A 13,616-nucleotide genomic window follows, 5' to 3' on the forward strand; every position below is an offset into this window, starting at 1 on the left:
GCTCACCTCTCGAAACGGCTCAGCAGCATGGCGCTCTGGAAGCCGCCGAAGCCGCTGCCCACCGTCAGCGCGTGCCGCACCCGCTTTTCTCGTGCCGTCAGCGGCACGTAGTCCAGGTCGAGTTCGGGATCCGGGTCGTGCAGATTCGCGGTCGGCGGGATCGCCCCGTACTCCACGGCCAGTGCGGTCGCCGCCACTTCGAGCGAGCCGACAGCGCCCAGGGAGTGACCGATCATCGACTTGATGGAGCTGATGGGCACCCGGTACGCGTGCTCCCCCAGGGAGCGCTTGAACGCGGAGGTCTCGTGCCGGTCGTTCTGCTTCGTCGCCGTTCCGTGGGCGTTGACGTAGTCCACGTCCGAGGGGTCGCGGCGGGCCTCGTCGAGGGCCGCGGTGATCGCCGCCGCCATCTCGGCGCCGTCTGCGCGGAGCCCGGTCATGTGGTACGCGTTGCCGCGTGAGGCGTACCCGCCGATCTCGGCGTAGATCCGCGCGCCCCTGCGCACGGCCGCCTCCGCCTCTTCCAGGACCACGATCGCACCGCCCTCGCCCAGTACAAAGCCGTTGCGGCTGCGGCTGAAGGGACGCGAGGCGGTCTCGGGGGTGTCGTTGTGGTCGGAGGTCGCCCGGATGGCGTCGAAGCAGGCCACCGTGATCGGCGCGATGGGGGCGTCCACGCCTCCCGCGACCATGGCGTCCACCGCCCCCTCGCGGATGAGCTCGCAGGCGTACCCGATGGAGTCGATCCCCGAGGTGCACCCGGCCGAGACGATGTTCACGGGCCCCTCCGCCCCGGCGAGCCAGGCCACTTCGGCGGCGAGGGAACTCGGCACGAAGTAGTCGTACAGCTCGGGCGACCCCCGGCCGGGGTCCACGACCCAGTGCGCTCCGCCCGCGCTGAGGGCGACGTACTCCGACTCCAGTTTCTGCGTGCAGCCGACGGCGGTGCCCACGCACACCCCGACCCGGTGCGCGGAGTCCTCCTCGATGCGCAGCCCGCTGTCGGCGAGCGCCTCCTGACCGGCGACCAGCGCGAACTGCCCGGCCCGGTCGAGGCGCCGGGCCTGCTCCGCGGACAGCCCCGCCGCCACCGGATCGAAGTCGCACTCGGCGGCGATACGGGAACGGAAGGGCGTGGCGTCGAACGTGCTGATGGCGCGGGTGGCGGTGGTTCCGGACAGCAGCAGCTCCCAGAACGGCTTGGTCCCGGTGGCGCCGGGAGCCACCACGCCGATCCCGGTGATGACGATCCGCCGGTTCACGTCGTCCGCCCTCCGGGCCCGCTCACGGCCGGGACGTCCGGCGCGACACGGATCTGACGGTGCCGGTACAGGGTCGGTTCGCTGGTGCTCAGGGCCCGGAGGGCGGCCGCGTGGGCCGGGAACTCCGGGTGCGCCACGGCGGCGCGGAAGGAGGCCTCGTCGTCCCAGACCGCGATGTTCACGTACTGCGGGCGGGCGTGAGCCGAGCCGGGACCGGTGTCGGTCGGCACCAGCAGGGTGTGCCAGCGGAAGCCGGGCCGGCGACACAGGAACTCGGCCGTTTCGGCGAACGCCGCCTCGAAGTCCTCGGCGGATCCGCTCAGGGTGAATCGGTTGACGAACGTCACCGACCCGGAGCCGGCGTCGTTCGGTTCTGGCAGAGGCATCGCTGCTCCACGGGTCCGTTGGTCCAGGTGTGGGGTGGACGTCGGTGAGACGGTGCGGCCGAGTCCGCACAGGTGCGGTCACGCCGGACTCCGAGGCTCTGCGGCGCCGCTCGACCCCCTCTGGAAGCCGGGTCGTCAAGCGCGGCTCGAGCGCGAGGTGTGAGGGTGGGCCCTCCGTCGAAGGGAGGACCATGTCCGACGCAGCCGACCGGGTCGCACTCGTCACCGGGGGAACCAGCGGCATCGGTCTCGCGGTGGTGCGCAAGCTCGCCCGGGACGGGACCCGGGTGTTCCTGTGCGCTCGCGACGAGAGCGCCGTCACCGGCACCGTGAAGGAACTTCAGGCATCGGGACTGGAGGTGGACGGCGCGCCCTGCGACGTGCGGAGCACCGCCGACGTCGACCGGCTGGTCCAAACGGCCCGGAACCGCTTCGGGCCGATCGACATCGTCGTCAACAACGCCGGCCGCGGCGGTGGAGGCGTGACCGCCGAGATCACGGACGACCTGTGGCTCGACGTCGTCGACACCAACCTCAGCGGGGCCTTCCGGGTCACCCGCGCCGTCCTCACCGGCGGCGGCATGCAGGAGCACGGCTGGGGCCGGATCATCAACATCGCCTCCACCGGCGGCAAGCAGGGAGTGGCCCTCGGCGCCCCCTACTCCGCCTCCAAGAGCGGCCTGATCGGCTTCACGAAGGCCGTCGCGCTGGAGCTGGCCAAGACGGGCATCACCGTCAACGCCGTCTGCCCCGGGTACGTCGAGACGCCCATGGCACAGGGCGTGCGGCAGCGCTACGCAGCCTTCTGGGGGATCACCGAGGACGACGTCCTGGAGAAGTTCCAGGCGAAGATCCCCCTCGGACGCTACTCGACGCCCGAGGAGGTGGCCGGGATGGTGCACTACCTGGTCTCCGACAGCGCCGACTCGATCACGGCCCAGGCCATCAACGTCTGTGGTGGCCTCGGCAGTTACTGACCGTCCGCGACCCGAGCTCAGGAGGGCAGATGTCCGAGTCGCCGCTTCAGCAGACCGAGCACGAGATCCACACCTCCGCCGCGCCGGACGCCGTGTTCGCCGTGCTGGCCGACGCACGGGCCTGGCCCGCCGTGTTCCCGCCCAGTGTCCACGTCGAACAGGTCGAGCGCACCGGCTCCAGCGAGCGCATCCGCATCTGGGCCACCGCCAACGGCTCGCTGCGCACCTGGACGTCGCGGCGCGAGCTCGACGAGCGGGCCCGGCGCATCCGTTTCCGGCAGGAGGTGTCCGCCCATCCCGTCGCCGCCATGGGCGGCGAATGGATCGTCGAGGAAGCCGGCGACGGCGGCACCCGGGTGCGGCTGACGCACGACTTCCGGGCCGTGGACGACGACCCGGAGACGATCGGCTGGATCCACCGGGCCGTGGACCGCAACAGCGAAGCGGAACTGGCGTCCCTGCGCACCGCGCTGGAACGACCCGACGGCACCGCGCCGACGACCTTCGAGGACACCGTCGTCGTCCGCGGCCGTGCCGAGGACGTCTACGACTTCCTCCACCGCAGCGACCTCTGGGAGAAGCGGCTCTCCCACGTCGCGCGGATCGCGGTCAAGGAGGAGGAACCGGGGCTCCAGCACATGGAGATGGACACCCTCACCGCGGACGGCTCGGTGCACACCACCGCGTCGGTGCGCGTGTGCTTCCCCGAACGCCGCGTCATCGTCTACAAGCAGCTGCGCACGCCGCCGCTGCTCGCGCTCCATCTCGGCCGTTGGTCGGTCCGTCCCGCCGACGACGGGGACGGGATCGCCGTCACGTCGGCCCACACCGTGTCCGTGGCCCGCTCGGCGATCCCCGGCGTCCTCGGTGCGGGGGCGAGTGAGACGGACGCCGTGGACTTCGTCCGCCGGGCCCTGGGCCGCAACAGTCTGCTGACCCTGGAAGCGGCCAGGCAGTACGCCGAGTCCAGCGCCTGAGGCGAGCGCCCCGAGCCCGCACGGGCCCTGTCCCGACTCCCTCGGGGCGGGGCCCGCCGCGTCCCTGGCCGGACACCCGCAGGTCGCCCTCCGGCGAGCGGAGGGCGACCTGCGGGTGTCCGGCCAGGCGAGCCTCACGTCACCGAGAGACCCCCGTCCACGGCCAGCACGGCACCGCTGGCGTACGCGGCTTCGGGATCGGCGAGCCGCACCACCCACCACGCGACGTCCTCGGGCCGGCCCACACGGCCGAGCGGGACGCGCTGCCCCATGGCTTCCAGGAACCCGTCGTACGCCTCCTGGGACATCCCCGCCCGGACCCCCGCGCCCGTCTCGATCACTCCCGGGGCGACACCGACCACGCGAATGCCGCGGGGACCGAGTTCCACGGCCCAGGACCGCGTCAGCAGGTCCAGGCCGGCCTTGGCCGCCCCGTACACCGCGTTCCCCGGCCAGGCCCGCCGGCCGAGTGCGCCCGCCGAACCGATGTTCACCACCAGGCCGGAAGCGGTCTCCAGGGGGCCGAGCAGGGCCTGGGTGAGCAGCACGGGGGCCACGAGGTTCGTGGCCACCTGTGCTTCCACCGCGGTGCGGTCCAGCTCTCCCAGGTGCCCGAAGGCGGCCGTGGCGGCATTGTTCACGAGCACGTCGACCTCGCCGCCGAGCCGCTCGCGCACCTCCCGGACGACCGCCTCCGGCGCCGCGGGGTCGGTGATGTCCACGGCCAGCGTGTGGGCGTCCTTGTGCCCGTCCACCGTCTCGGCCAGCGGACCGGCAGTCCTGCCCACGACGAGGACGCGGTCGCCCCGGGCGGCGAAGGCGCGGGCGACGGCTCGTCCGATGCCGGAGCCGCCGCCGGTCACGATCACGGATCGCTGTGTGTTCTCCATGCGGCGAGGCTAGGCACCGCCGGTGGAAGGCGACTTGAGCGCCGGGCCCCCCTCCGCCCCGCCGGCCCGGTGCTCGGCGGTCAGCCGCTCCAGCACGGGCACGATGTCGTTCGGGCTCGGCGTCCCGACGATCTCGGCGCGCACCCGGCGTGCCCCGGCGGCGTAGGACGGATCGTCGAGCAGGGCGAGGACGCGCTCGCGCAGCAGTTCCGGCGAGACGTCCCGCGCGTCCACGTAACTGCCCGCACCGCTGCGGGCCAGGCCGTGCGCCTTCTCCATGGCGTCCCACATCATGTCGGGCACGATCAGCTGCGGTATCGCGTGCACCAGGGCCGTCATGAACGTGCCGGACCCGCCGTGATGGATGATGCCCGAGCAGGACGGCAGCAGGGCGTTCAGCGGGACGAAGTCCACGGCCCGCACGTTCGCCGGCAGGGTGCCGAGCTCCTCGCGCAGTTCCCGCGGCAGGGTGGCGACGACCTCCACGTCCAGGCCGTCCACGGCCGCCAGGACGTCGGAGGCGGCGACCGTGCCGGCGCCCGTCGCCTCGCCGAGGGACACACCGAGCGTCAGGCACAGGCGCCGCGGGTGGCGGGGCGGCTCGCGCAGCCAGTCGGGGAGCAGGGAGGGCCCGTTGTACGGCACGTAGCGCACCGGCACGCAGGGCAGGTCCAGGGGGATGCGCATCGACGGCGGTGTGGGGTCGATCGTCCACTGCCCGAGGACCAGCTCCTCGCTCATGTCCCCGGCGCTGCCGCCGCACCGCTCCAGTGTCCAGGTGAGCCACTCGGCCAGCGGGTCGTCGCGCAGCTCGGGCGGTTGCCGGTCGAGCAGGGCGCGGAACGCCGTCCTGTTCCGGCCCATCTGGTCCGGGCCGAACAGCAGCCGGGCGTGCGCCGCCCCGCTGAGCCGGGCGGCCACCGGCCCGGCCAGGGTCAGCGGATCCCAGACCACGAGGTCCGGCCGCCAGTCGCGGGCGAGGCCGACGAGGTCGTCGACCATGGGCTCGGGGCACACGTTCTGGAAGACCATGGCGGTCATCGCGGTGAACATGCCGAGCGCGTGGTCCCACGGGAAGGGGTCGTCACGGGTGTTGCTCATGGCGAGGCCGCCGAGGTTGCGGTCGTCCTCGAAGCTGGCGTTGGCCTCCCGGGTCTCCTCCTCGATGTTGAGGTCCTCCCCGATCCGCACGGCGGTGAGACCGGCCCGGACGATGTCGTCGAGGACGTCGGGCTGGCTGGCCACGAGCACTTCGTGCCCCGCGGTCCGCAGTGCCGACGCCAGGGTGACCTGGGCGTAGACATGGGACCGCGCGGCCATGGTGGCGAACAGGACGCGCACGGGGAACTCACCTCCGGGGCGGGGCGGACGGCACGGCCGAGCGGGTGACGGGCGAGCCCACGGACAGGCTGTGCAGACAGGCGACCAGGGTGCGGGCCTGGACGTTGACGTAGTGGGAGTGACGCAGCAGCCCGACCAGTTGGTGGAGCGTCAGCCAGCGGTATTCGCCACCGTCCGGGATGTCACGGTCGGCTTCGACGATCATGTAGGTGTTCACCGCGTGGTAGAAGCGCCCTCCCTCCTCCGCGAGGGCGGTCGCGTAGCGCACGCGCTCGGGTGGAGCCTCCAGCACGGCGTCGAGGAAGCGGGGCCTGGCCTCGGCGGGCAGGGCGTGCAGACTGCCGGGGGTGCACTGCACGGTGGGCGCGATCTCCACCACGTCGACGTAGCCGGGCTCCACGCGCGCGTGCGCCAGGACGTGGAGAACCCCGTCGATCCGGCGGACCAGGAAGGCCGCGACCCCTTGGTCCTTGGGTTCGATCATCGGCTGGCTCCAGCCGGGCACCTCCCGCGAGGCGGCCGTCACGTCGACGGCCATCACCTCCAGGAAGCGCCCGCTCTCGTGGGCGATCGCGCCGTCCCGCTCGTACCAGTGCGGCAGCGCGTTCAGCGCGGCCGGGCGGGTGACCACGTCGGTACGGCTGCGCAGGTCGGCGATCCAGCTGACGATGTCCACGGTGCTGTGCAGGCTGCCCTCGGCCGCCGCGCACGACCGCACGAGGGAGCGGTGGAAACCGGCGTCCACCCGGCCCTCGCCGCCGTCGGGTCGAGCGGGGACCACCGGGTGGCCACCCCCGGGGCCGTCGGCTCCGGCCGGCTCCGCGTCGGCCAGCGGGTGCGCTCCCTCACTCGCGAACGGCAGGCAGGCCAGCACCGTCCTGGCGTCCATGTTCACGAGGTTCTCGACCCCCAGCAGCCGGTGCAGCTGACCCAGCGTCAGCCAGTGGAAGTCCTCGTGCAGCGGGACCTCGTCGAACACCTGGACGATCATGTTGCGGTTGCGCTTGCGGTAGAACCAGGAGCCCTGTTCGGACTGGAGCACATCGGCGACCACCTGCCGTTCGGCGGTGTCGCGGAAGTGCTCCAGGTACGGGATGGCCTTGCCGCCGTGCACCCGCGTGTAGTTGCTGCGGGTGGCCTGGACCGTAGGGGAGAGCTGAAGTCCGCCGGGGTTGCCCGGCTCGAACTTGGCCTGGACGAGGCAGTGCAGGACCCCGTGGCGCTCCTTCACCAGGAAGCCGAGGATGCCCACCTCGGGCTGGTTCACGATCGGCTGGGACCAGCGCGGCACGGGGGCGCCCGGGATGTGCACGTCCAGTCCCTCGATGCTGAAGAACCTCCCGGTGTGATGGGAGACGGTCCCGGTGACCGGGTGGCGGCTCCACCCCTTGAGGGCGTCCAGCGGAATCCGCTCGGTGCGGTGCACGACCTGCGCCGAGCGGTCGGCGTACCACGCCCAGAAACGGTCCATGCCGCCGCCCAGGCCGTCCCGGGCGAGGACGGACCGGGCGATCTGGGCGGTCATCGCGGCGCCGCTGTGCCGGCGCACCGAGAGGGCCGGGAGAGCACGCATGGTCAGTCCAGCCCGTCCCGGGTGACGGTGCGGTGCTTGACGCGCCACTCGCCCGCCTCCCGCACCAGGATGTCCGTGCACACCGTGCTGCGGCGCAACACCGGGTCGCCGTCGCGCGGCGTCTCCAGCACCACCGCGTAGCTGCGGGCCGTGACCTCGTCGGGCTTGCCGTCGACGGTCAGCATGCCGATCCAGTGCCGCCGGGTGATCCCTTCGGCGGCGAACCGGTCCGTGGTCCGCCGTGCCGCACGCGCGATGTCCGCGGCCCCGCGGACGGCCTCGCCGCCCACCTCGAAGACGCCGTCGCGCGCGAACGTGCGCGCCCAGTCCTCGGCCCTGCCGTCATCCAGGAGTTGCATCTGCCGGGCGTAGAACCGCTGTACCTGGAGGTAGATGCCGGGGTCCGCAGAATCCGCCGACTCGGTCGTCGGCGCGTCGTCCGCCGGGAGCGCGTCCATGGTTACCCCTTGGGTCGTGTGATGGCCTCGGGTGGCCCGGTCCTGGCCCGGCCGCGTGCGCCTGCCGGCCGGCGCCGTGCCCAACCTGTTCCGCGCGTCTCGAGGCAGAGCGGACAACCGCCGGTCCACCGCCGCTCCAGTACGACTGGACGTGCGGAACCGAGGGTGGTCGCCGCGGTCCCGACCGGGCCGTACACGTCGTGCAGCAACCGGTACGGAGGAGCAGGGATGGCTGAGCTCGGCCTGGCGGAACTGCGGGAGATCATGCGGCAGAGCCTGGGGGAGGACGAGGTCCCCGACCTTGCGGACGCGGACACCGTGACCTTCGAGGACCTCGGGCTCGACTCCCTGGCCGTCCTGGAAACGGTCAACCACATCGAGCGGACCTATGGCGTGAAGCTGCCCGAGGAGGAACTGGCGGAGATCAGGACGCCGCATGGCATGCTGATCTTCGTCAACGAGAGGCTGCGAGCGGCGGCATGACGGCCTCCACCCCGCACCACGGGACGCCACGCGGCGGCCTGTCGGGCCGGACGGTGCTGGTCACCGGGGCCACGTCCGGCATCGGCCGGGCGGCGGCCCTCGCGGTCGCCCGCCAGGGGGCCCGCGTCGTGCTCGTCGGCCGGGACCCCGAGCGTCTGCGGACCGTCACGAACGAGGTGGCCCGGACCGCCGGCCCGGCCCCGGACGCCTTCCGCGCGGACTTCGCCGAGCTGCGCCAGGTACGCGACCTGGGGGAGCGGCTGCGGGACCGGTACCCGCGCATCGATGTCATGGCCAGCAACGCCGGCGGCATGTTCTGGTCGCGCACCACGACCCAGGACGGGTTCGAGGCCACCATCCAGGTCAATCATCTCGCGGGCTTCCTGCTGGCACGGCTGCTGCGGGAGCGGCTCGCGGGCGGGCGGCTGATCCTCACCTCGTCCGACGCGTACACCCAGGGCCGGATCGACCCGGACGACCTCAACGGCGACCGTCACCGCTACAGCGCCGGCCAGGCGTACGGCACGTCCAAACAGGCCAACATCATGACCGCGGCGGAGGCCGCCCGGCGCTGGCCGGACGTGCTGGCGGTCAGCTATCACCCCGGCGAGGTCCGCACCCGCATCGGACGGGGCACGGTCGCCTCGTCCTACTTCCGGTTCAACCCCTTCCTGCGCTCCGCGGCGAAGGGCGCCGACACCCTCGTGTGGCTGGCGGCCGCGCCGGCCGAGGAGTTGACCACGGGCGGCTACTACAGCGACCGGCGGCCGTCCCCGGTGAGCGGCCCGACCGCCGACGCCGGCCTCGCGGCGAAGCTCTGGGAGGCCAGCGCGGCCGCCGTCGGCGACACCGCGCACTGACGGCGGCGGCCCGCCCCGCCCGCATGTCCGTCTCATCCGCGAGCGCAGACGCTCGTGTGCCGATCCATCGAAAGGAACGATTCGTGACCAGGTTCGCGCCCGGCGCCCCCGCATGGTTCGACCTCGGTTCGCCCGATGTCGCCGCCTCGGCCGACTTCTACACCGGCCTGTTCGGCTGGACCGCCACCGTGGTCAGCGACCCGGGCGCCGGGGGATACACGACGTTCAGCTCCGACGGGAAGCTGGTCGCCGCGGTCGCCCGCCACCAGATCGACACCCCCTACCACCGGCCGTACGGGCCCGGGAACGACCAGCACGGCATGCCGGCCATCTGGACCGTGTACTTCGCCACCGACGACGCCGACGCACTGACCAAGCGGGTCGAGACGGCGGGCGGCGAGGTCATCATGACCCCGATGGACGTCCTCGGCCTCGGCCGGATGGCGGTCTTCGCCGACCCCTCCGGGGCCGCGTTCGCGGTCTGGCGCAAGGGAGTCATGGAGGGCGCGGAGGTGACGGGCGTGCCCGGCTCGGTCGGCTGGGTCGAGCTGGTGACCGACGGCATCGGGGCCGCCCGGGACTTCTACCCGGCGACCCTCGGCCTGGCTCCGGCCGACACCGGCCTGAAGGGCGTCACCGACCCGGTCTGGCACATCGGTGACACACCGGTCGCCGGCACCCAGGAGCTGGGCGTCACCGGCGCGGTACGGCCGCACTGGGCCGTGCTGTTCGCCGTGCGCGACTGCGACGCGACGGTCCGGCGCGCCGTTGAACTCGGCGGCTCCGTCGAGAACGAGCCCGCCGACACGCCCAGGGGGCGGCGGGCGGACCTGCTCGACCCGCACGGGGCCGGCTTCTCGGTGGTCGAACTGCGGGAGGGGTACCCCGCGGCGGCGGGCGGTGCCTCGTGAGCGGCGAGGCGCCCCGGGTGGCCGCCGACCCGTTCGCGTGTCCCATGATGACCATGCAGCGCAAGCCCGAGGTGCACGACGCCTTCCGGGAGGCGGGCCCGGTCGTCGAGGTGAACGCCCCCGCGGGCGGACCCGCCTGGGTCATCACCGATGACGCCCTCGCCCGCGAGGTGCTGGCCGATCCCCGGTTCGTGAAGGACCCCGACCTCGCCCCCGCCGCCTGGCGGGGGGTGGACGACGGTCTCGACATCCCCGTTCCGGAGCTGCGACCGTTCACGCTCATCGCCGTGGACGGCGAGGCCCACCGGCGCCTGCGCCGCATCCACGCACCTGCGTTCAACCCGCGCCGGCTGGCCGAGCGGACGGATCGCATCGCCGCCATCGCCGGCCGGCTGCTCACCGAACTCGCCGACGCCTCCGGCCGGTCGGGCAAACCGGCCGAGCTGATCGGCGGCTTCGCGTACCACTTCCCGCTGCTGGTCATCTGCGAGCTGCTCGGCGTGCCGGTCACCGATCCGGCGATGGCCCGCGAGGCCGTCAGCGTTCTCAAGGCACTCGGCCTCGGCGGCCCGCAGAGCGGCGGGGGTGACGGCACGGACCCTGCCGGGGGCGTGCCGGACACCTCGGCCCTGGAGAGCCTGCTCCTCGAAGCCGTGCACTCAGCCCGGCGGAACGACACCCGGACCATGACCCGCGTGCTGTACGAACGCGCGCAAGCCGAGTTCGGCTCGGTCTCCGACGACCAGCTCGTCTACATGATCACCGGGCTCATCTTCGCCGGCCACGACACCACCGGCTCCTTCCTGGGCTTCCTGCTCGCGGAGGTCCTGGCGGGCCGCCTCGCGGCGGACGCCGACGAGGACGCCGTCTCCCGGTTCGTGGAGGAGGCGCTGCGCTACCACCCGCCGGTGCCCTACACGTTGTGGAGGTTCGCTGCCACGGAGGTGACCATCGGCGGCGTCCGGCTGCCCCGCGGAGCGCCGGTGCTGGTGGACATCGAGGGCACCAACACCGACGGCCGCCATCACGACGCCCCGCACGCCTTCCACCCGGACCGTCCCTCGTGGCGGCGGCTCACCTTCGGCGACGGGCCGCACTACTGCATCGGGGAGCAGCTCGCCCAGCTGGAGTCGCGCACGATGATCGGCGTACTGCGCAGCAGGTTCCCCGAGGCCCGACTGGCCGTGCCGTACGACGAGTTGCGGTGGAGCCGGAAGGGGGCCCAGACGGCCCGGCTCACCGAACTGCCCGTCTGGCTGCGCTGATCCGCCGGCCGCGACCGGCACGGGACCGCCCACCGCCCTCCGCGCGGTGGGCGGTCCCGTGCCGTGTACCCGGTGCGGACCCTCCCCGGCGCTCCCACTGTGACTTTCTCACATCGGGACGTGATGAACTAATCCCAGCAAGTGCCGTACACACTTTCATGGCGGGCATTCACTTGCGAGGATGGAGCGAGCAAACGGGGCCGCCCGAGGACATCCTTCGGCCGCCGGAAATATGCCACCTGCTGACGCGATCGGAACGCCACAGAGGGAGCACCGGCAATGCAGATCAATATGTTGGGCCCGCTCGTCGCACATCACAATGGCACGTCGGTGACCCCGATAGCCAGAAAACCCCGGCAAGTATTCTCACTGCTCGCTCTCCAGGCAGGAACCGTCGTGCCGGTGCCCGCGCTGATGGAGGAGCTCTGGGGAACCCAACCCCCGGCGAGCGCGCTGACCACCCTTCAGACCTACATCCTTCAAGTGCGCCGGGGCATCACCGTGGCCCTCGGCGCGAGCCACAACGGACCCGCCAAGGACGTGCTGCGCACCTGCTACGGCGGCTACCTGCTCGATGTGGACCCTACCCACACCGACGTGTACGCCTTCGAGCGTCTCGCCGAGGAGGGCAAGCGGGCGTGCGAGCGGGGGGAGCTCGACCTGGCCTCCGCACGCTTCCGCCAGGCCCTCGACCTGTGGCGCGGAGACGCGCTCGTGGACGTGCACGCCGGCATGCGGATCGGCATGGAGGTGGCACGCCTGGAGGAGAGCCGGCTCGGCGTCCTGGAGGCCCGCATGGAGACCGACCTGAGGCTGGGCCGGCACGCGAGCCTGCTGCCCGAGCTGTCGGCGCTCACCGCCCGCCACCCCATGCACGAGAACCTGTGGGCCCAATTCATGATCGCCCTCCATCGCTCGGGCCGCACGAGCCAGGCCCTCGAAGCCTTCATCAAACTCCGCAAGACATTGGTGAACGAGCTGGGGGTGGAACCGTCCGCCCGTCTCCAGCACCTCCAGCACGCGATTCTGCGGGCCGACCCCGGCATCGACCGGAACGGTCCGGAAATCCCGGCAGCCGCGTCCGTCGCGCTTGCCTGACCGCGCCCCGACAAGGAGTCACGTGTCCACCTACGTCTGGCAATACCTCAATGAATACCGGGAAGAACGCGCCGACATTCTCGATGCGGTGGAAACCGTATTCGAGTCCGGCCAGCTAATTCTCGGGACCGGCGTCCGCTCTTTCGAGGAGGAGTTCGCCGCCTATCACGGACTGCCGTACTGCACCGGCGTCGACAACGGCACCAACGCGCTGGTCCTCGGCCTGCGGGCGCTCGGCATCGGCCCGGGGGACGAGGTCGTGACGGTCTCCAACACCGCGGCGCCCACCGTGGTGGCCATCGACGCCGTGGGCGCCACCCCCGTCTTCGTCGACGTGCACGAGGAGAACTACCTCATGGACACCGGCCGGCTCCGGTCGGTGATCGGCCCGCGCACCCGGTGCCTGCTGCCCGTCCACCTCTACGGACAGAGCGTGGACATGACCCCCGTGCTCGAACTCGCCGCCGAGCACGACCTGAAGGTGCTGGAGGACTGCGCCCAGGCCCACGGTGCCCGCCGTCACGGACGGCTGGTCGGCACCCAGGGGCATGCGGCGGCCTTCTCCTTCTACCCGACCAAGGTCCTCGGTGCCTACGGTGACGGCGGCGCCGTCGTCACGCCGGACGCGGAAGTCGACCGGCGGCTGCGGCGGTTGCGCTACTACGGCATGGAGGAGCGCTACTACGTCGTGGACACCCCCGGGCACAACAGCAGGCTCGACGAGGTGCAGGCCGAGATCCTGCGCCGGAAACTGCGTCGCCTCGACGCCTATGTCGAGGGCCGCCGGGCCGTCGCCCGCCGCTACGAGGAGGGACTCGGTGACCTCGACGGCCTGGTGCTGCCCACGACCGCCGAGGGCAACGACCACGTCTACTACGTGTACGTGGTGCGTCACCCCGAACGCGACCGCATCCTGGAGGCGCTCACCGCCTACGACATCCATCTCAACATCAGCTACCCCTGGCCCGTCCACACCATGAGCGGATTCGCCCACCTCGGCTACGGCCCCGGCGACCTGCCGGTGACCGAACGGCTGGCCGGCGAGATCTTCTCCCTGCCGATGTACCCCTCGCTGCGTCCCGACGCGCAGGAGAAGGTGATCGACGCGGTGCGGGAGGTCGTCGGAAGCCTGTGA

At 72.1% G+C, this 13,616-nt stretch carries 14 protein-coding genes; 8 read left to right on the plus strand and 6 right to left on the minus strand.

What is annotated here, in order from left to right:
- Window positions 1-2 precede the first annotated feature (2 nt).
- Both PV963_RS31240 and PV963_RS31245 read right to left on the minus strand, forming a co-directional pair.
- On the minus strand, window positions 3-1,262 hold the full coding sequence (locus tag PV963_RS31240; RefSeq protein ID WP_274819506.1) for a beta-ketoacyl-[acyl-carrier-protein] synthase family protein: 1,260 nt from the start codon (window positions 1,260-1,262) through the stop codon (window positions 3-5).
- Window positions 1,259-1,648 (minus strand): antibiotic biosynthesis monooxygenase family protein, encoded by a 390-nt coding sequence (locus PV963_RS31245; RefSeq protein ID WP_274819508.1) that lies wholly within the window; start codon window positions 1,646-1,648, stop codon window positions 1,259-1,261. The genes PV963_RS31240 and PV963_RS31245 overlap by 4 nt, the downstream gene beginning before the upstream one ends.
- A gap of 191 nt (window positions 1,649-1,839) precedes the next feature.
- Between PV963_RS31245 and fabG the strand changes: the two genes are divergently transcribed.
- Both fabG and PV963_RS31255 read left to right on the plus strand, forming a co-directional pair.
- Window positions 1,840-2,625, plus strand: a complete 786-nt coding sequence (fabG, locus tag PV963_RS31250; protein ID WP_274819510.1) for a 3-oxoacyl-ACP reductase FabG — start codon at window positions 1,840-1,842, stop codon at window positions 2,623-2,625.
- A gap of 29 nt (window positions 2,626-2,654) precedes the next feature.
- Window positions 2,655-3,602 (plus strand): aromatase/cyclase, encoded by a 948-nt coding sequence (locus PV963_RS31255; protein WP_274819512.1) that lies wholly within the window; start codon window positions 2,655-2,657, stop codon window positions 3,600-3,602.
- Window positions 3,603-3,736: 134 nt separating this feature from the next.
- Here PV963_RS31255 and PV963_RS31260 read toward each other — a convergent pair whose 3' ends face one another.
- From PV963_RS31260 to PV963_RS31275, 4 genes are read right to left on the minus strand one after another with little or no spacing between them, the layout of a single operon-like run.
- The gene (locus PV963_RS31260; protein ID WP_274819514.1) at window positions 3,737-4,492 is read right to left on the minus strand and encodes an SDR family NAD(P)-dependent oxidoreductase; all 756 of its coding nucleotides are present in this window, start codon (window positions 4,490-4,492) and stop codon (window positions 3,737-3,739) included.
- Window positions 4,493-4,501: 9 nt separating this feature from the next.
- Complete coding sequence (locus tag PV963_RS31265) at window positions 4,502-5,833, minus strand: activator-dependent family glycosyltransferase (protein ID WP_150483571.1); 1,332 nt, start codon at window positions 5,831-5,833, stop codon at window positions 4,502-4,504.
- A 7-nt stretch (window positions 5,834-5,840) separates the two neighbouring features.
- Window positions 5,841-7,406, minus strand: a complete 1,566-nt coding sequence (locus PV963_RS31270; protein ID WP_274819517.1) for an NDP-hexose 2,3-dehydratase family protein — start codon at window positions 7,404-7,406, stop codon at window positions 5,841-5,843.
- A 2-nt stretch (window positions 7,407-7,408) separates the two neighbouring features.
- Window positions 7,409-7,864 (minus strand): nuclear transport factor 2 family protein, encoded by a 456-nt coding sequence (locus PV963_RS31275; protein WP_150483573.1) that lies wholly within the window; start codon window positions 7,862-7,864, stop codon window positions 7,409-7,411.
- 228 nt (window positions 7,865-8,092) lie between these two features.
- Here PV963_RS31275 and PV963_RS31280 point away from each other — a divergent pair, with 228 nt between their 5' ends.
- From PV963_RS31280 to PV963_RS31305, 6 genes are all read left to right on the plus strand, one after another.
- On the plus strand, window positions 8,093-8,347 hold the full coding sequence (locus PV963_RS31280) for an acyl carrier protein (protein ID WP_274819519.1): 255 nt from the start codon (window positions 8,093-8,095) through the stop codon (window positions 8,345-8,347).
- The gene (locus PV963_RS31285) at window positions 8,344-9,207 is read left to right on the plus strand and encodes an SDR family NAD(P)-dependent oxidoreductase (protein ID WP_274819521.1); all 864 of its coding nucleotides are present in this window, start codon (window positions 8,344-8,346) and stop codon (window positions 9,205-9,207) included. The genes PV963_RS31280 and PV963_RS31285 overlap by 4 nt, the downstream gene beginning before the upstream one ends.
- A gap of 83 nt (window positions 9,208-9,290) precedes the next feature.
- A complete protein-coding gene (locus PV963_RS31290; RefSeq protein ID WP_274819522.1) occupies window positions 9,291-10,118 on the plus strand; it encodes a VOC family protein in 828 nt (275 codons plus the stop codon).
- Between the two features lie 53 nt (window positions 10,119-10,171).
- Window positions 10,172-11,383 carry a cytochrome P450 gene (locus PV963_RS31295; RefSeq protein ID WP_274819524.1) on the plus strand — a complete coding sequence of 404 codons (1,212 nt, stop codon included), beginning with the start codon at window positions 10,172-10,174 and terminating at the stop codon, window positions 11,381-11,383.
- 396 nt (window positions 11,384-11,779) lie between these two features.
- Window positions 11,780-12,481, plus strand: coding sequence for an AfsR/SARP family transcriptional regulator (locus tag PV963_RS31300; RefSeq protein ID WP_342456410.1), 702 nt, complete (start codon window positions 11,780-11,782; stop codon window positions 12,479-12,481).
- Between the two features lie 22 nt (window positions 12,482-12,503).
- The gene (locus PV963_RS31305) at window positions 12,504-13,616 is read left to right on the plus strand and encodes a DegT/DnrJ/EryC1/StrS family aminotransferase (RefSeq protein ID WP_274819528.1); all 1,113 of its coding nucleotides are present in this window, start codon (window positions 12,504-12,506) and stop codon (window positions 13,614-13,616) included.

The sequence above is a fragment of the Streptomyces coeruleorubidus genome (assembly GCF_028885415.1).
In the GTDB taxonomy this organism is placed as follows: domain Bacteria; phylum Actinomycetota; class Actinomycetes; order Streptomycetales; family Streptomycetaceae; genus Streptomyces; species Streptomyces coeruleorubidus_A.

What these genes read in the sequence shown, in the direction of transcription:
- PV963_RS31245 (WP_274819508.1), bottom strand. Translation starts at nt 1,648, where the DNA reads ATGCCTCTGCCAGAACCGAACGACGCCGGCTCCGGGTCGGTGACGTTC.
- fabG (WP_274819510.1), top strand. Translation starts at nt 1,840, where the DNA reads ATGTCCGACGCAGCCGACCGGGTCGCACTCGTCACCGGGGGAACCAGC.
- PV963_RS31255 (WP_274819512.1), top strand. Translation starts at nt 2,655, where the DNA reads ATGTCCGAGTCGCCGCTTCAGCAGACCGAGCACGAGATCCACACCTCC.
- PV963_RS31260 (WP_274819514.1), bottom strand. Translation starts at nt 4,492, where the DNA reads ATGGAGAACACACAGCGATCCGTGATCGTGACCGGCGGCGGCTCCGGC.
- PV963_RS31270 (WP_274819517.1), bottom strand. Translation starts at nt 7,406, where the DNA reads ATGCGTGCTCTCCCGGCCCTCTCGGTGCGCCGGCACAGCGGCGCCGCG.
- PV963_RS31275 (WP_150483573.1), bottom strand. Translation starts at nt 7,864, where the DNA reads ATGGACGCGCTCCCGGCGGACGACGCGCCGACGACCGAGTCGGCGGAT.
- PV963_RS31280 (WP_274819519.1), top strand. Translation starts at nt 8,093, where the DNA reads ATGGCTGAGCTCGGCCTGGCGGAACTGCGGGAGATCATGCGGCAGAGC.
- PV963_RS31285 (WP_274819521.1), top strand. Translation starts at nt 8,344, where the DNA reads ATGACGGCCTCCACCCCGCACCACGGGACGCCACGCGGCGGCCTGTCG.
- PV963_RS31295 (WP_274819524.1), top strand. Translation starts at nt 10,172, where the DNA reads ATGCAGCGCAAGCCCGAGGTGCACGACGCCTTCCGGGAGGCGGGCCCG.